Genomic DNA, 15,614 nt, shown 5'->3' with positions numbered 1-15,614 from the left:
TTGAAGGGCATGCGGGCACGGGGTTGGCCAAGATCGGCCAACCCCGTCGACGTGGGGTGTCAGTGGGACGAAGTAGTCTTGAGCCCATGCCTGAACGCCGTACCGTCGCACTCGTCACCCTTGGCTGCGCCCGTAACGAGGTGGACTCGGAGGAGCTCGCAGGCCGCTTGGAGGCGGACGGCTGGGAACTCGTCGCGGCCGCCGAGGACGCGGATGTCGCCGTCGTCAACACGTGTGGCTTCGTCGAGGCCGCCAAGAAGGATTCGGTCGACGCGCTCCTTGAGGCGAACGACCTCAAGGGGCATGGCAGAACCCAGGCCGTCGTGGCGGTGGGCTGCATGGCCGAGCGGTACGGCAAGGAGCTGGCGGAGGCGCTGCCGGAGGCCGACGGCGTACTCGGCTTCGACGACTACACGGACATCTCCGACCGGCTCCAGACCATCCTGAGCGGCGGCATCCACGCCGCCCACACCCCGCGTGACCGGCGCAAGCTGCTGCCGATCAGCCCGGCTGAGCGCCAGTCGGTGTCCGACGTGGCCCTCCCCGGCCACGGCGCTCCGGCCGACCTGCCGGAGGGCGTGGCTCCGGTCTCCGGTCCGCGTGCGCCCCTGCGCCGTCGGCTGGACGGCTCCCCGGTGGCCTCGGTGAAGCTCGCCTCCGGCTGCGACCGGCGCTGCTCCTTCTGTGCCATCCCGTCCTTCCGCGGCTCCTTCATCTCGCGCCGGCCCAGTGACGTGCTGAACGAGACGCGGTGGCTGGCCGAGCAGGGCGTCAAGGAGATCATGCTGGTCTCCGAGAACAACACGTCGTACGGCAAGGACCTGGGCGACATCCGGCTGCTGGAGTCCCTGCTGCCGGAGCTGGCCGAGGTCGACGGCATCGAGCGGGTGCGCGTCAGCTACCTCCAGCCGGCCGAGATGCGCCCCGGGCTCATCGACGTCCTTACGTCGACTCCGAAGGTCGCGCCCTACTTCGACCTGTCCTTCCAGCACTCCGCCCCGGATGTGCTGCGCGCGATGCGCCGCTTCGGCGACACCGACCGCTTCCTGGAACTGCTCGGCACCATCCGGAGCAAGGCTCCGCAGGCCGGCGTGCGCTCCAACTTCATCGTGGGCTTCCCCGGCGAGACCGAGGCCGACCTGGCCGAGCTGGAGCGATTCCTGAACGGCGCGCGGCTGGACGCGATCGGCGTCTTCGGCTACTCCGACGAGGAGGGAACCGAGGCGGCGACGTACGACCACAAGCTGGACGAGGACGTCGTCGCCGGGCGACTGGCGCACGTGTCCCGGCTGGCCGAGGAACTCGTCTCGCAGCGCGCGGAGGAGCGCGTCGGCGAGACCGTGCACGTGCTCGTCGAATCGGTCGACGGCGAGGAGGGCGCGTACGGCCGCGGGTTGCACCAGGCACCGGAGACGGACGGCCAGGTGCTGCTCACGAGCAGCGAAGGTCTCGGCGTCGGTCGTATGGTCGAGGCGAAGGTGGTCGGTACCGAAGGTGTCGACCTGGTGGCCGAGCCATTGCAGGGCTCGCTCGGATACGGAGAGGAGGCGACCGGATGACCGGAGTCCCGGCGTCCGCCGCGGGCGGTTCCGCCAAGGCGAAAGGACCGGTGACCTCTGCCGCGTCCGTCTCCGGGGGTGACTCCGGTGCACCGGGCGGTGCCAAGTCGGCGCGGGGCGGAAAGCTGGCGGCCGCGGCCGTCGATCAGGCCAGCGTCTGGAACATCGCCAACCTCCTGACCATGCTCCGGCTGGTCCTCGTCCCCGGCTTCGTCGCGCTGATGCTGGCCGACGGCGGCTACGACCCGGCGTGGCGCTCGCTCGCCTGGGCGGCCTTCGCCATCGCGATGATCACCGACCTGTTCGACGGTCATCTGGCACGCACGTACAACCTCGTCACCGACTTCGGGAAGATCGCCGATCCCATCGCCGACAAGGCGATCATGGGCGCGGCGCTGATCTGTCTGTCCGCCCTCGGTGATCTGCCCTGGTGGGTGACGATCGTCATCCTCGGCCGGGAACTCGGTATCACCCTGCTGCGTTTCATCGTCATCCGGTACGGCGTCATTCCGGCGAGCCGCGGCGGCAAGCTGAAGACCCTCACGCAGGGCGTGGCGGTCGGGATGTATGTCCTGGCGCTCACGGGATGGCTCGCCACCCTGCGGTGGTGGGTGATGGCGGCGGCGGTGGTGCTGACCGTGGTGACCGGGCTCGACTATGTGAGACAAGCCATTGTGCTGCGCAGGCAGGGAATCGCCGAGCGCAAGGCCGCGTCGGAGGAGGCGGACGCATGAATTCCCCGGCCGCCGAGCTGGTGCGACTACTCACCGTAAGAGGTGAGACGCTGGCCGTCGCCGAATCCCTGACCGGTGGGCTGGTTGCGGCGGAAATCACAGCGGCACCAGGAGCGTCCAAGGCCTTCCGGGGATCGGTGACCGCCTATGCCACCGACTTGAAGCATGAACTGCTCGGTGTCGACGCCACCCTGCTGGCGCAGCGGGGAGCGGTGGATCCGCAGGTCGCGGCGCAGATGGCGGCCGGAGTGCGCAAGGCGCTGGGCGCCGACTGGGGCCTCGCGACGACCGGTGTCGCCGGTCCGGAACCCCAGGACGGGCAGCCCGTCGGCACGGTTTTCCTCGCCGTCGACGGCCCGTTCGCAGGGGACTTCACGGCTACCGGTGGCGGGAAAGTGGCCGCGTTGCGGTTGAACGGCGAGCGGGCGGAAATTCGTATGGAGAGTGTACGGAGCGTACTCGCTCTCCTCCTGCAGCACCTTGCGAGCGAACAGACCGGGAATGAGCGGGCACAGGATACGGAACAGAACGGGGGGTTTTGATGTTTGCAGCCCTGAGTGAACACGACATCGCTCCCCGCACGGCCGCGGCTCAAGGCGGTACGGTGGGGCGTGAAGGATGCGGCTACGCGGTCCGAGGAGGGAGCCACCGATGATTCTGCTCCGTCGCCTGCTGGGTGACGTGCTGCGTCGGCAGCGCCAACGCCAGGGCCGTACTCTGCGCGAAGTCTCCTCGTCCGCCCGAGTCTCACTCGGCTATCTCTCCGAGGTGGAGCGGGGGCAGAAGGAGGCTTCCTCCGAGCTGCTCTCCGCCATCTGCGACGCGCTGGACGTACGGATGTCCGAACTCATGCGGGAAGTGAGTGACGAGCTCGCACTCGCCGAGCTGGCCCAGTCCGCTGCGGCCACTTCGAGCGAGTCCGTACCCACGCCGGTGCGTCCGATGCTGGGTTCCGTATCGGTGACCGGTGTGCCACCGGAACGGGTGACCATCAAGGCGCCCGCCGAGGCCGTGGACGTGGTGGCCGCGTGAGTCACGCGCGTGCGCGCATGAGCTGACGAAGTGTGTGAAGCCCCGGTCGGGGCTCCTCCGGGAAGAATCCGGGGGAGCGCTGCCGGGGTTTTCTCGCTCCCGTATTCCCCTTTGGTCCGTTTGCCGGTATGGCATGGGGCGGTCATGGTGGAGAGATGTGACGGGGCGACCCAACGGAGGTTCGGATGTACGTCGTCAAGAGCCCGCTGTCCGACGCGGATCTGAAGACCGTGTCCGAGGCGCTGCAGGGTGCCCTCGTCGACCTGGTGGACCTTGCCCTGGTGGCCAAGCAGATCCACTGGAACGTGGTCGGGCCGCGCTTCCGCTCCGTCCATCTGCAGCTCGACGAGGTCGTGGCCTTGGCGCGGACACACTCCGACACCGTCGCGGAGCGTGCCTCGGCGCTGGGTGTCCCGCCGGACGGGCGCGCGGCGACGGTGGCGGTCGGCAGCGGTATCGGTCCGGTGCGCGAGGGCTGGGTCACGGACGGCGATGCAGTGGCCACATTGGTCGACGCCCTGGGCGCGGTGATCATCCGCATGCGGGAACGGATCGGGGCGACCGCCGAGCCGGACCCGGTCAGCCAGGACATCTTCATCGGGATCACCGCCGATCTGGAGAAGCATCATTGGATGTTCCAGGCCGAGAACGGGTGACGTGGTCGTGCCGGTGCGGTCTGCTGGGCGTGAGCTTGAGGCTGCCGGGCTTGACGGTGGTTGTTCCTGCTGGCTGTGACGGCATTGGCCTGTGCTGCGTCCGTGTGCCGTGGGTGTGCCCTTCCGGCGGGGAAGGCAGCCCTCTAGCGTCGGGCCGGAGGTGGTGCCATGACGGGGTCGATAGCGCGCTGGGGGGTGGCCCTCGGGCTCGGGGTGTTGTGGTGCGGGCTCGGGGTGTTGTGGTGGTGGGCCGCGCTGCGGCTCGCGCTGGCGCCCGACGCCGGGGTGCTGGAGGGTGCCGTCGCCGCCGGGGGATGGGGGCTGAGCCTGCTTCCGGTGCACTGTGTGCCGAAGGGGCGGGCGCCGGGCGCCGTGCAGGCCGGGCGGTGGCGGGAGGCCGGGCGCGTGGCATGGCGGGTGGCCCTCGCTACCAGGGCATCGCCACCCCGCCGTTCGGACGCAGGATCTGGCCCGTCGTGAAGGCCGACGCGTCCGATGCCAGATGCAGGACCGCGTGGGCGACGTCCGCCGGCTCGCCGACGCGGCCCAGCGGTGACATCCGGGCCATCAGCGACTCGGTGTGCGCCTGGGCCTCGCTGTCGTGGCGGTCCGTCATGGGCGTGCGGATCCAGCCCGGAGCGACCGCGTTGACACGGATGCCGTGCCGGCCGATCTCGGCCGCCAGTGTCTTCGTCAGCTGGACCACGGCCGCCTTGGCGGCGCCGTAGCAGAGCAGGCCGGGGCCGCCGGTGTCGACGGCTCCCGACGCCATGGTGATGATGCTGCCCTTGGTCTGCTGGGCGAGCATCAGCCGGGCGGCCTCCTGGCAGGCGTACAGCACGCCTTTGAAGTTGACGTTCAGCACGCGGTCGAGGTCTTCGTCCCTGGTGTCCAGGACGTGGCTGCTGTGCATGATTCCGGCGACCGCGGCCATGACGTGCAGATGCTCGCAGGAGCGGACGGCCTGCTGGAGCTGGGTGCGGTCGCTGACGTCGAGGGCGTGGGCGTGGGCGGTGCCACCCGTGTCTTCGATCAGGGTCGCCGTCTCGTGCAGGCCCTGTGCGTCGCGGTCCGCGCAGTGCACGGTCGCTCCCGCCTCCGCGAGCAGGAGCGCCGAGGCCCGGCCGATGCCGCTGGCGGCCCCGGTGACGAATGTGGTGCGTCCGGTGAGGTCGTACGCCTTGACGGGCATGAGGGGACGGTACGAGGGTTTCTGACGGGTCGTCAATTGTTTGGGCGGCGGCGGGTTCCGTCGCAGGGGCTGGTTCGTTCAGTGGTACGGGGCTGGGTTCCGTCTCCTGCGAGAGGTGCCGGGCGCCGGGGCGGGGCCCGTCTGGCAGGTCGGGCACCAGTACGTGGGACGGTCGCGGCGTCCGTCGCCCTGGTCGGCCACCCGGATCGGGCTGTGGCAGCGGAGGCAGGGGCGGGGTGCGCGGCCGTACACGAAGAGGTCCTGGCCGCGGTGGCCCGTGGTGGTGCGGGCGGGGCGGTCGCGGTTGGCCTCCAGAAGCCTCTTGGCGAGGGCGGGCAGTTGTACGGCGCGTTCGGTGGGGAGGGCGCCGACGGGGAGCCAGGGGGTGGCCCCTAGCAGGAAGCAGAGTTCGCTCTTGTAGACGTTGCCGATACCGGCCAGATTGCGCTGGTCGACCAGGGCCTCGCCGAGGGGGCGGGCGGGGTCCGCGAGGAGGTTGACCAGGGCGCGGTCGGGGTCCCAGTCCGGGCCCAGGAGGTCGGGGCCGAGGTGGCCCACGGTGCGGTGCTCGTCGGTCGTGCGGAGTAGGTCCAGGACGGGGAGGCGGTAGCCGACGGCTGTGTGGTCGGCTGCGCCGAGGATGGCGCGGATCTGGTGGGCGGGGCCGCCGGTCCAGCGTTGGCCCGCGTCGAACACCTTCCAGGAGCCGTCCATCCGCAGGTGCGAGTGGAGGGTCAGGCCGCCTTCGATGCGGGCGAGCAGGTGCTTGCCGCGGGGAGCGACCTCCAGGACGGTGCGGCCGGTGAGGTCGACGGTGGCGTACTTGGGGACCCGGAGCTCGCTCCGGGTCAGCACATGGCCCGCGAGCGCGCCGTGCAGGCGCCGCGCGGCTTGCCAGACGGTGTCTCCTTCGGGCATGTGGGTCCGTTTCTCCTTCGGAGGCGTCTTCCTTGACAGGTTTTGCCGTAGTGCTCCGACGACGGCTGCCGTCGTGGTGCGTTGCTGCCGTGCCCGTGCGGGTGGGTCAGGCCCGCAGTCTGAGGCCCCTGGGAGTAGCGATGAAACCGGATCCTTCCAGGAGGCTGCCGATGGGGGAAGTCAGGGCCGAGGCGCCGTTGACACGTTCCACCGTGACCGTGCCGAGGGAGCCCGCGCGGGCGGCCGTGGCGAGCGCTTCCGCGGCCTCGCGCAGGCGTGGGTCGTCCGTGGGCCCGCTGTCCGGGGTGGAGGGCCAGGCCAGGAGCGTCTTGCCGCCGCGCTCCATGTAGAGCGTCAGTTCGCCGTCGACGAGGACTACGAGGGAGCCTGCCTTGCGACCCGGCTTGTGCCCGGCACCGGTCGGAGGTTCGGGCCAGGGGAGCGCGGCGCCGTACACGTTCGCGGGGTCGGCGGCGGCGAGGACGACGGCTCGGGAGTCGGGGGTGGGACGGGTGCGGTGCGGGGTGGTATGGGGTGGGGGGAAGTCGCGCGGCGATGCGTACTCGTCGCGGGAGCGTGGGGAGCGTGGGGAGTGGGGGCTGGACGCGGCGGAGCGGGGCGTGCCGAAGCCGTCTTCGGAGCCGGGGGTTTCGAAGCCGTGGGCGGGAGTGGAGCCGTCGGTTTCCTCGAAGCTTGGTGGCGTGGAGCGATCGGGCGCGTCGAAGGTCGTTGGCGTGGAGCGATCGGGCGCGTCGAAGGTCGTTGGCGTGGAGCGATCGGGCGCATCGAAGGTCGTTGGCGTGAAGTTGTCCAGAGACTCGAAGGCACCGGGCGGGAAGCCGTCGGAGGCGTCGTACGACTGGGGCTGGGGCTGGGGCTGGGGCGGCAGGGTCTCTCCCCGTTCTAGGGCGGACGCCACCGCGCGGAGGCGGTCGACCGCGCCGTCCATCGCGAACTGGGCGGCGCCGAGGCCCTCCACCACGTAGCCGCGCCTTGCCTGGCCGCTCTCCTCGAAGGCGGACAGGATGCGGTACATCGCCGAGAAGCCGCCTTCGACGCCTTCGGCGGAGACGGCTCCCCGGGTCACCACGCCGTGCCGGTCGAGGAGGGTGCGAGCCAGAGCGTGGGCGCGGACGGTGGTGTCGGGCTCGCGCTCCGGCAGCAGGGACCAGCGGCCTGCGACGGTTGGCGGGCCGGTGCGGGAGGCGGGGCGGGCGGCGGCGGTCAGCGAGCCGTAGCGCCCGCGCGGGACCGTGCGCTTGGCGCGGTGGGCCGTGGAGCCGGCGGTGCGGCCCGAGCCCAGAAGGGAGCGCATCGGGGTGAGGGTGTCGTTCGTCAGGCTGCCCGACCAGGCCAGATCCCAGACGGCGTCGGCCAGTTGGGGGTCCGTGGCGTCGGGGTGGGCGGTGGCCCGGACCTGGTCGGCGATCTGGCGGAAGAACAGGCCGTAGCCCCCGGAGAGGGCGTCCAGGACGGCCTGGTGGAGCGCGGTCAGTTCCAGGGGGTGCGGGGGCGGCAGGAGCAGTGGGGCCGTGTCCGCGAGGTAGAGGGACACCCAGCCGTCCTTGCCGGGGAGCGCGCCCGCACCGGCCCAGACGATCTCTCCGGCGGCCGTGAGTTCGTCGAGCAACGCGGGCGTGTAGTTCGCCACGCGGGACGGCAGGACGAGCTTCTCCAGTGCCGATGCCGGTACGGACGCGCCCTGCAACTGCTCCACGGCACGCACCAGTCCGTCGATGCCGCGCACCCCGTGGCCCTTGCCGATGTGCTGCCACTGGGGCAGGAACTGGGCCAGCGCGGGTGGCGGCACCGGCTCCAGTTCATGCCGCAGGGCGGCCAGCGAACGGCGCCGGAGGCGGCGCAGGACCGCCGCGTCGCACCACTCCTGGCCGATGCCCGCGGGGTGGAACTCTCCTTGTACGACACGGCCGCTCGCCGCAAGTCGCTGCAACGCGCCCTCGGTGACCGCCACGCCCAGACCGAAGCGGGCCGCCGCGGTGGCCGACGTGAAGGGGCCGTGGGTGCGGGCATACCGCGCGAGGAGGTCGCCGAGCGGGTCCTTGACCGGCTCGGTGAAGGCCTCGGGGACGCCGACCGGCAGCGCCGTGCCCAGAGCGTCACGCAGGCGGCCCGCGTCCTCGATCGCCGCACAGTGGTCGGTGCCGGCGATCCGGACCCGGATGGCGCGGCGGGCGCCGGCCAGCTCCTCAGCCCACTGCGGTTCGGCGCCCCGCTCGGCCAACTCGGCGTCCGTCAGCGGGCCGAGCAGGCGCAGCAGATCGGCGACGCCTTCGGCGTCCTTGACGCGGCGGTCCTCGGTGAGCCACTGGAGTTCCTTCTCCAACTCGGCCAGGACCTCGGCGTCGAGCAACTCGCGCAGCTCCGCCTGGCCGAGCAGCTCGGCCAGCAGGCGCGAGTCCAGCGACAGGGCGGCGGCCCGGCGCTCGGCCAGGGGTGAGTCGCCCTCGTACAGGAACTGGGCGACGTAGCCGAAGAGGAGGGAGCGGGCGAACGGGGAGGGCTCGGGCGTGGTGACTTCGACCAGGCGGACCTTGCGGGACTCCAGGTCGCCCATCAGCTCGACGAGTCCGGGGACGTCGAAGACGTCCTGCAGGCACTCGCGGACTGCTTCCAGGACGATCGGGAACGAGCCGAACTCGCTGGCCACCTGGAGCAGTTGGGCGGCGCGCTGGCGCTGCTGCCACAGAGGGGTGCGCTTGCCGGGGTTGCGGCGCGGCAGCAGCAGCGCGCGGGCGGCGCACTCGCGGAAACGGGACGCGAACAGCGCCGAGCCGCCCACCTGGTCGGTGACGACCTGGTCGACCTCGCCCTTGTCGAAGACCACGTCCGCCGCGCCGACCGGGGCCTGTTCGGCGTCGTATTCCGTGCCCGCCTTCATGGGCTCCTGGTCGAGCAGGTCGAGGCCCATGAGGTCGGCGTCGGGCAGACGCAGCACGATGCCGTCGTCGGCGTGCATGACCTGTGCGTCCATGCCGTACCGCTCGGAGAGCTTGGCGCCGAGAGCCAGGGCCCAGGGGGCGTGCACCTGGGCGCCGAAGGGGGAGTGGACGACGACCCGCCAGTCGCCGAGTTCGTCGCGGAACCGCTCCACGACGATCGTGCGGTCGTCCGGGACATGGCCGCAGGCCTCGCGCTGTTCGTCCAGGTAGGACAGGACGTTGTCCGCGGCCCAGGCGTCCAGGCCCGCGGCGAGCAGGCGGAGTCGGGCGTCGTCCTTGGGCAGGGAGCCGACCTCACGCAGGAACGCGCCGACCGCGCGGCCCAGTTCGAGCGGGCGGCCCAGCTGGTCGCCCTTCCAGAAGGGGAGGCGGCCCGGTACACCCGGGGCGGGGGAGACCAGGACGCGGTCACGGGTGATGTCCTCGATGCGCCAGGAGCTGGTGCCGAGCGTGAAGACGTCCCCGACGCGGGATTCGTAGACCATCTCCTCGTCGAGTTCGCCGACCCGGCCGCCACCCTTCTTGGGGTCGGCTCCGGCGAGGAACACTCCGAAGAGGCCCCGGTCGGGAATCGTGCCCCCCGAAGTGACGGCGAGGCGTTGGGCGCCTGGGCGGCCGGTGATGGTCCCGGCCACGCGGTCCCACACCACGCGCGGGCGCAGCTCCGCGAAGGCGTCGGACGGATAGCGGCCCGCGAGCATGTCGAGCACGGCCGTGAACGCCGACTCCGGGAGCGAGGCGAACGGTGCGGACCGGCGGACCGTGGCGAGGAGGTCGTCGAGCTGCCAGGTGTCCATCGCCGTCATGGCGACGAGCTGCTGGGCGAGGACGTCCAGGGGGTTGGCCGGCACCTTCAGGGACTCGATCGAGCCGGTGCGCATCCGCTCGGTGACCACGGCCGCCTGGACGAGGTCACCGCGGTACTTCGGGAAGACCACGCCGGTGGAGACCGCGCCCACCTGATGGCCCGCGCGGCCCACGCGCTGCAGGCCGGACGCGACGGACGGCGGGGACTCGACCTGGACGACGAGGTCGACGGCACCCATGTCGATGCCGAGTTCGAGACTGGAGGTGGCGACCACGGCCGGGAGCCGTCCTGCCTTGAGGTCCTCTTCCACGAGGGCCCGCTGCTCCTTGGAGACCGAGCCGTGGTGGGCGCGGGCGATGACGGGCGGGGCGCCCTGGGCGGCTCCCGAGCCGCCCATGAGTTCGGCGGGGGCGTGGTGCTCGTCCAAAGGCTCGCCGGTGGCCCGCTCATAGGCGATCTCATTGAGCCGGTTGCACAGCCGCTCCGCGAGGCGGCGGGAGTTGGCGAACACGATCGTCGAACGGTGGGCCTGCACCAGGTCGGTGATGCGCTCCTCCACATGCGGCCAGATCGACGGGCGTTCCGCCCCTTCGGTGCCGTCGGCCACCGGGGAGCCGCCCAGTTCACCCAGATCCTCGACCGGAACGACGACCGAGAGGTCGAACTCCTTGCCGGACTTGGGCTGGACGATCTCCACCTTGCGGCGGGGGGAGAGATAGCGGGCGACCTCGTCGACCGGGCGGACGGTGGCGGAGAGGCCGATACGGCGGGCGGGCTTCGGGAGCAGTTCGTCGAGCCGCTCCAGGGAGAGTGCGAGGTGGGCGCCGCGCTTGGTGCCGGCCACCGCGTGCACCTCGTCCAGGATCACCGTCTCGATGCCGGTCAGCGCATCGCGCGTGGCCGACGTCAGCATCAGGAACAGGGACTCCGGAGTGGTGATCAGGATGTCAGGGGGGCGGGTGGACAGGGCGCGGCGCTCGGCGGCCGGGGTGTCGCCGGAGCGGATCCCCACCTTCACCTCCGGCTCGGGCAGGCCGAGGCGCACGGATTCCTGGCGGATGCCGGTCAGAGGGCTGCGGAGGTTGCGCTCGACGTCGACCGCCAGGGCCTTCAGCGGGGACACATAGAGGACACGACAGCGCTTCTTCGGGTCGGCCGGCGGGGGTGTCGAGGCCAACTGGTCGAGGGCGGCCAGGAAGGCGGCCAGGGTCTTTCCGGAGCCGGTGGGGGCCACCACCAGCACGTCCGAGCCCTCCCCGATGGCCTGCCACGCGCCCGCCTGTGCCGCGGTGGGCGCGGAGAAGGCCCCCGTGAACCAGCCGCGGGTCGCGGGGGAGAAGCCGTCCAGGGCTCGATGTGCGGAGCTGACCATGCGTCCATCCTGCACCCGGCCACTGACAATCGCTCTGACCTGCGACGATATATTCGGCGGCGGTGTGTGCGGGGGTCGTGGTGAGAATGGGGGCATGGCGGGTTCGGGTGAGCGGGCGCGGCACTGGCGGTACGCGGAGCTGCCCGGTGTCGATCTGCTGCGGGCCCGGTACATCCACAAGACCTTCGTGCGGCACACGCACGAGAACTTCGTCATCGCCGCGATCGCCGAGGGCGTGGAGGTGTTCCAGCACCGCGGCGTCGACGAGTACGCGGGCCCCGGCGCGCTCGCGCTGGTCAACCCGGACACCGCGCACACGGGCCGCGCGGGAGTCCCCGAGGGATGGCGGTACGGCGCCGTCTACCCTTCGCCTGAGGTCGTGGCCGAGATCGCCGCGGAGACCACGACGATCCGCGGTACATCCGGCTTCGTCAGCCCCGTGGTCGACGATCCGTACACCGTGAGCCTGGTGCATCGGGTGCTCCGAGCCGCCGACGAGGGCAACGCGCTGGCCGCCGACACCCTGCTCCGGGTCGCGGTGACCCGGTTGCTCAGGCTGAACGGCGGGCCGCTGCCACGGCGGGCACCACGGACGGCTGGTGCGCGGATAGCGGCACGCGCGCGTGCCGTATTGGAGGAGCGGATGGCCGAGCCGCCGCCCCTGGAGCGGCTGGCGGCCGAGTTCGGAACCAGTCCCTTCGCCCTGCTCCGGGCCTTCCGGGACGCCTATGGGATGCCGCCGCATGCCTGGCTGACCGACGCGCGCGTGCGGCAGGCAAGACGTCTGCTGGACGCGGGTTCGACGCCCGCCGAGGCGGCCGCCCAGGTGGGATTCACCGATCAGCCCCACCTCAACCGCCACTTCACCCGAATCGTGGGGGTGCCTCCGGGAGCGTACCGGCGCGAGCGCAAGAACGTACAAGACGCATAGCAGCGGTTGCGCCTACCGTCCGAGGCGTGGCAGAACCGACAGCTCTCCCGGACATACACGCCGGAGCAGAAGACAGGGCCGATGCCGCCGTCGTCCGGGACGCCCTCGGAGTCGGTGTCGCCGTAGGACTGTCCGGGTTCGCCTTCGGGGTGACCTCGGCCGGGAGCGGGCTCACGCTCCTGCAGACCTGCGCGCTGAGCCTTCTGGTGTTCACCGGCGCGTCCCAGTTCGCGCTGGTGGGGGCGCTGGCGGCGGGCGGCAACCCGCTCACGGCGGCCGCCGGTGCCTTCTTCCTGGGCGTGCGCAACGCCTTCTACGGGCTGCGGCTGTCGCAGTTGCTGGCCCTCCCGCGCGCGGTGCGACCGTTCGCCGCCCAGTGGGTCATCGACGAGACGGCGGCTGTGGCGCTCGCGCAGCCGACGCGACGCGGCGCCCGTATCGGTTTCGCCGTCACCGGACTGACCCTGTACGCGCTGTGGAACCTCACCACGCTCCTCGGCGCACTGGGGGCCGAGGCCATCGGCGACACGGACGCGTGGGGCCTCGACGCGGCAGGGCCCGCCGTCTTCCTGGCGTTGTTCGCGCCGATGCTGGTGTCCACCACCGAGCGGGCCGTCGCCGCCCTCGCCGTCCTGCTGGGGCTTGGTCTGCTGCCCGTCCTGCCCGCCGGAGTGCCGGTCCTGGCGGCCGCGCTCGCGGCACCGGTGGTGCTCTTCCTGGAGGGGCGGCGCAGGGGTATCGCGCGCGACGAGGCCGAAGAGGAAGCCCGTTGAGCATCTGGATCGCGATCACCGCGACTGTCGCCGGGTGCTACGTCGCCAAGCTCGTGGGGCTGCTCGTGCCCTCGGGTGCCCTGGAGAGGCCGCTCGTCAGGCGCCTGGCCGCCCTGCTGCCCGTCGCCCTCCTCGCCGCCCTCACGGCCCAGCAGACCTTCGCCGACGGCCGTGCCCTGGTGCTGGATGCCAGGGCCGCAGGTCTCGCAGCCGCCGCCGTCGCCCTGGTGCTTCGTGCTCCGTTCCTGCTGGTCGTCGCGGCGGCCGTGGTGGTGACGGCCGGGGTGCGTGCCGTGGGCGGGTGACCGGGCTCAGCCGATGGTCCGGCCGTACGCCCTGAGGGTGCGCAGCGCCTCGATCGTCACCATGGGGCGTGCCTCCAGCGCCGTGCCCGGTGCCCACTGGCGCCAGGTGATCGGCCAGCCGCCGTCCTCCTGCTGCCGGCTCGCCAGGTGGTCCAGGGAGCGCTCCATCTCCTCGTCCGTGAACCACGCGCGCGCGAGAGAACCCGGGGTTTTGGCGTAGTCGTAGGGGAAGTGGTGCTCGCCCGGGGCGTAGCCGGGCGCGACCGGGAAGGCGTCGAGGTGGTCCGGGTCCAGTGCCGCGAGCCGGTGCTCGCGCACCAGGCGGCCGAGACGGTCTGCGGCCGCCTCCGCGCGCGGGCGGTCGGGCACGGAGTCCAGGAAGGCAACGGCCGCCTCGATCTCGTACGGATGGGACTGCCTCAGGGACCCGACCGCGTGCCAGCAGAAGTCCGTCGCCCGGAACAGCCAGGCATGCCACACCTCGTTGCGGTGCAGCAGGCCGACCACTGGCCCGGTGGCCAGGAGTTCGCTGGGCGGGTCGTCGACGACCGGCACGAAGGGAGCGGTGGGGTAGCCGCGCTGGCTGGGATGGACCGACGGCAGTGCGCCGTCCGGAGTGGAGACCGACGTCAGATAACGGCACACCCGCTCCACCCGCTGCCCGCCGCAGCGACCGATGGAGTCCAGCACCCGCAGGGCGTGACCGGTGTGCAGGGGCTGGCTGACGGGGCCGCGCAGATCGGGTTCCAGCGCATGGCCGTACCCGCCGTCCTCGTTGCGGTAGGCGTCGAGCGCGGTCTCCACCGGGTCGGGGCTGCCGTGCAGGAAGTGGTGGGCGAACAGGCGCTGTTCCAGTACGCGCGCGGTGAGCCAGACGAACTGCTCGGCGCGGAAGAGCGGGGAGTGCGCCGGGGGCGTCGGGGGGAGTGGGGAAGCTCCGGATTCGGCCATGCGACAGACCGTAGGGCGGAACACGGTCTCGGCGAGGGCTCCCGGCCGAGGCCCACTCTCAGGGGCGGGATACTGGACGCATGCGGTTGACGGTCTTCTGGCAGCGGATGGCTGACCACTTCGGTCAGGGATACGCCGATACGTTCGCGCGCGACCATGTGATGGCGGAGCTCGGCGGGCGCACGGTGTACGCGGCGCTGGACGCCGGCTGGGAGGCCAAGGATGTATGGCGCGTGGTGTGCATGGTCATGAACGTGCCACAGGACAAGCGCTGACAGGTCACGGAGATCGCAGGACGAGGGCCGATTGTCGGTGTCGTGGGTGAGACTTGCACCGTGGCACGCACTGACGACACCGACCAGGTCACCCCGCAGGCATCGCCGCTCGGCACGACGCCGCCCACCCGGCCCCCGGCCGACGGCGCCGCCGGGGCGAACGCCCGCATGCCGCGCTGGCTGCCGCGCGCCATGGTGCTCGCGCTCGCCCTCATCGCCGTGTTCCAGCTGGGCAGCTGGGCGTTCCACGAACTCACCGGCCTGCTGATCAACATCCTCATCGCGTTCTTCCTGGCCCTGGCCATCGAGCCCGCGGTGAGCTGGATGGCCGCGCGCGGGATGCGCAGGGGAGTGGCCATCTTCCTCGTCTTCTTCACCGTGACGATCGCGGCCGCGGGGTTCGTCACGCTGCTCGGTTCGGTGCTCGCCGAGCAGATCGTCAAGATCGTCGAGGACTTCCCTGCGTACCTCGACTCCGTCATCAACTGGGTCAACGCCCGCTTCAACACCGATCTGGAGCGGGTGGAGGTCCAGGAGGACCTGCTCAACTCCGACTGGCTGCGCGACTACGTCCAGAACGGCGCCACCGGCGTCCTCGACGTGTCCGCCCAGGTCCTCGGCGGGCTCTTCCAGCTGCTGACGATCACCCTGTTCGCGTTCTACTTCGCCGCGGACGGCCCCCGACTGCGCCGCGCGCTCTGCTCCGTACTGCCGGCCGCCCGGCAGGCCGAGGTACTGCGCGCATGGGAGATCGCCGTCAACAAGACCGGCGGCTACATCTACTCACGCGGCCTGATGGCGCTCGCCTCCGGCCTGGCGCACTACGTGCTTCTGCAAGGGCTGGGTGTTCCCTACGCGCCCGTGCTCGCCGTCTGGGTGGGCCTGGTCTCGCAGTTCATCCCCACCGTCGGCACCTACCTCGCGGGCGCCCTGCCGATGCTGATCGCCTTCACCGTCGATCCCTTGTACGCGCTGTGGGTGCTGATCTTCGTCGTGATCTACCAGCAGTTCGAGAACTATGTGCTGCAGCCCAAGCTGACCGCCAGGACCGTCGACATCCACCCCGCGGTCGCCTTCGGCTCCGTCATCGCGGGCACCGCCCTCCTCGGCGCCGTCGGCGCGCTCATCGCCATCCCGGCGGTCGCCAC

At 71.5% G+C, this 15,614-nt stretch carries 14 protein-coding genes and 1 pseudogene; 11 read left to right on the top strand and 4 right to left on the bottom strand.

The features are described 5' to 3' along the window. Positions 1 to 86: 86 nt before the first annotated feature. The 6 genes from rimO (at position 87) to GFH49_RS40355 (ending at position 4,461) form a co-directional block, all read left to right on the top strand. Entirely contained in the window at positions 87 to 1,559 is a 1,473-nt protein-coding gene (gene rimO / locus GFH49_RS24940; protein WP_155058320.1) for a 30S ribosomal protein S12 methylthiotransferase RimO, read from the top strand. After that, the gene (gene pgsA / locus GFH49_RS24935) at positions 1,556 to 2,293 is read left to right on the top strand and encodes a CDP-diacylglycerol--glycerol-3-phosphate 3-phosphatidyltransferase (RefSeq protein ID WP_155058319.1); all 738 of its coding nucleotides are present in this window, start codon (positions 1,556 to 1,558) and stop codon (positions 2,291 to 2,293) included. The genes rimO and pgsA overlap by 4 nt, the downstream gene beginning before the upstream one ends. Beyond that, positions 2,290 to 2,835 carry a CinA family protein gene (locus GFH49_RS24930; RefSeq protein ID WP_155058318.1) on the top strand — a complete coding sequence of 182 codons (546 nt, stop codon included), beginning with the start codon at positions 2,290 to 2,292 and terminating at the stop codon, positions 2,833 to 2,835. The genes pgsA and GFH49_RS24930 overlap by 4 nt, the downstream gene beginning before the upstream one ends. A 109-nt stretch (positions 2,836 to 2,944) precedes the next feature. Beyond that, positions 2,945 to 3,325 (top strand): helix-turn-helix domain-containing protein, encoded by a 381-nt coding sequence (locus GFH49_RS24925; RefSeq protein ID WP_155058317.1) that lies wholly within the window; start codon positions 2,945 to 2,947, stop codon positions 3,323 to 3,325. A 185-nt stretch (positions 3,326 to 3,510) separates the two neighbouring features. Beyond that, a complete protein-coding gene (locus GFH49_RS24920) occupies positions 3,511 to 3,981 on the top strand; it encodes a Dps family protein (RefSeq protein WP_155058316.1) in 471 nt (156 codons plus the stop codon). A gap of 168 nt (positions 3,982 to 4,149) precedes the next feature. Further along, positions 4,150 to 4,461 carry a hypothetical protein gene (locus tag GFH49_RS40355; RefSeq protein WP_155058315.1) on the top strand — a complete coding sequence of 104 codons (312 nt, stop codon included), beginning with the start codon at positions 4,150 to 4,152 and terminating at the stop codon, positions 4,459 to 4,461. Here GFH49_RS40355 and GFH49_RS24910 read toward each other — a convergent pair. The 3 genes from GFH49_RS24910 to GFH49_RS24900 form a co-directional block, all read right to left on the bottom strand. Next, a complete protein-coding gene (locus tag GFH49_RS24910; RefSeq protein ID WP_155058314.1) occupies positions 4,409 to 5,173 on the bottom strand; it encodes an SDR family NAD(P)-dependent oxidoreductase in 765 nt (254 codons plus the stop codon). The genes GFH49_RS40355 and GFH49_RS24910 overlap by 53 nt on opposite strands. Before the next feature lie 78 nt (positions 5,174 to 5,251). Then, on the bottom strand, positions 5,252 to 6,091 hold the full coding sequence (locus GFH49_RS24905; RefSeq protein WP_155058313.1) for an Fpg/Nei family DNA glycosylase: 840 nt from the start codon (positions 6,089 to 6,091) through the stop codon (positions 5,252 to 5,254). 106 nt (positions 6,092 to 6,197) lie between these two features. Then, the gene (locus GFH49_RS24900) at positions 6,198 to 11,231 is read right to left on the bottom strand and encodes an ATP-dependent helicase (protein WP_155058312.1); all 5,034 of its coding nucleotides are present in this window, start codon (positions 11,229 to 11,231) and stop codon (positions 6,198 to 6,200) included. Positions 11,232 to 11,325: 94 nt separating this feature from the next. Here GFH49_RS24900 and GFH49_RS24895 point away from each other — a divergent pair. The 3 genes and pseudogenes from GFH49_RS24895 to GFH49_RS24885 all read left to right on the top strand — a co-directional run. Beyond that, positions 11,326 to 12,159, top strand: a pseudogene (locus GFH49_RS24895) (helix-turn-helix transcriptional regulator); the annotation flags it as partial. Between the two features lie 29 nt (positions 12,160 to 12,188). Continuing rightward, on the top strand, positions 12,189 to 12,935 hold the full coding sequence (locus tag GFH49_RS24890) for an AzlC family ABC transporter permease (RefSeq protein WP_155058310.1): 747 nt from the start codon (positions 12,189 to 12,191) through the stop codon (positions 12,933 to 12,935). Beyond that, a complete protein-coding gene (locus GFH49_RS24885) occupies positions 12,932 to 13,240 on the top strand; it encodes an AzlD domain-containing protein (RefSeq protein WP_155058309.1) in 309 nt (102 codons plus the stop codon). The genes GFH49_RS24890 and GFH49_RS24885 overlap by 4 nt, the downstream gene beginning before the upstream one ends. A 6-nt stretch (positions 13,241 to 13,246) precedes the next feature. On the opposite strand, the gene GFH49_RS24880 is transcribed toward GFH49_RS24885, so the two are convergent. Then, positions 13,247 to 14,191 (bottom strand): hypothetical protein, encoded by a 945-nt coding sequence (locus GFH49_RS24880; RefSeq protein ID WP_155058308.1) that lies wholly within the window; start codon positions 14,189 to 14,191, stop codon positions 13,247 to 13,249. An 80-nt stretch (positions 14,192 to 14,271) separates the two neighbouring features. On the opposite strand from GFH49_RS24880, the gene GFH49_RS24875 reads away from it, so the two are divergent. Both GFH49_RS24875 and GFH49_RS24870 read left to right on the top strand, forming a co-directional pair. Next, positions 14,272 to 14,466, top strand: coding sequence for a DUF3046 domain-containing protein (locus GFH49_RS24875; RefSeq protein WP_155058307.1), 195 nt, complete (start codon positions 14,272 to 14,274; stop codon positions 14,464 to 14,466). A gap of 60 nt (positions 14,467 to 14,526) precedes the next feature. Further along, positions 14,527 to 15,614: AI-2E family transporter (locus GFH49_RS24870; protein WP_155058306.1), on the top strand; the 1,088-nt coding region annotated here is incomplete at its 3' end.

Origin of the sequence: Streptomyces blattellae, from assembly GCF_009709555.1 — a bacterium.
Lineage (GTDB): Bacteria > Actinomycetota > Actinomycetes > Streptomycetales > Streptomycetaceae > Streptomyces > Streptomyces blattellae.
This window is presented reverse-complemented; position numbering and strand designations above follow the sequence as displayed.

What these genes read in the sequence shown, in the direction of transcription:
- rimO (WP_155058320.1), top strand. Translation starts at nt 87, where the DNA reads ATGCCTGAACGCCGTACCGTCGCACTCGTCACCCTTGGCTGCGCCCGT.
- pgsA (WP_155058319.1), top strand. Translation starts at nt 1,556, where the DNA reads ATGACCGGAGTCCCGGCGTCCGCCGCGGGCGGTTCCGCCAAGGCGAAA.
- GFH49_RS24930 (WP_155058318.1), top strand. Translation starts at nt 2,290, where the DNA reads ATGAATTCCCCGGCCGCCGAGCTGGTGCGACTACTCACCGTAAGAGGT.
- GFH49_RS24925 (WP_155058317.1), top strand. Translation starts at nt 2,945, where the DNA reads ATGATTCTGCTCCGTCGCCTGCTGGGTGACGTGCTGCGTCGGCAGCGC.
- GFH49_RS24920 (WP_155058316.1), top strand. Translation starts at nt 3,511, where the DNA reads ATGTACGTCGTCAAGAGCCCGCTGTCCGACGCGGATCTGAAGACCGTG.
- GFH49_RS40355 (WP_155058315.1), top strand. Translation starts at nt 4,150, where the DNA reads ATGACGGGGTCGATAGCGCGCTGGGGGGTGGCCCTCGGGCTCGGGGTG.
- GFH49_RS24910 (WP_155058314.1), bottom strand. Translation starts at nt 5,173, where the DNA reads ATGCCCGTCAAGGCGTACGACCTCACCGGACGCACCACATTCGTCACC.
- GFH49_RS24905 (WP_155058313.1), bottom strand. Translation starts at nt 6,091, where the DNA reads ATGCCCGAAGGAGACACCGTCTGGCAAGCCGCGCGGCGCCTGCACGGC.
- GFH49_RS24900 (WP_155058312.1), bottom strand. Translation starts at nt 11,231, where the DNA reads ATGGTCAGCTCCGCACATCGAGCCCTGGACGGCTTCTCCCCCGCGACC.
- GFH49_RS24880 (WP_155058308.1), bottom strand. Translation starts at nt 14,191, where the DNA reads ATGGCCGAATCCGGAGCTTCCCCACTCCCCCCGACGCCCCCGGCGCAC.
- GFH49_RS24875 (WP_155058307.1), top strand. Translation starts at nt 14,272, where the DNA reads ATGCGGTTGACGGTCTTCTGGCAGCGGATGGCTGACCACTTCGGTCAG.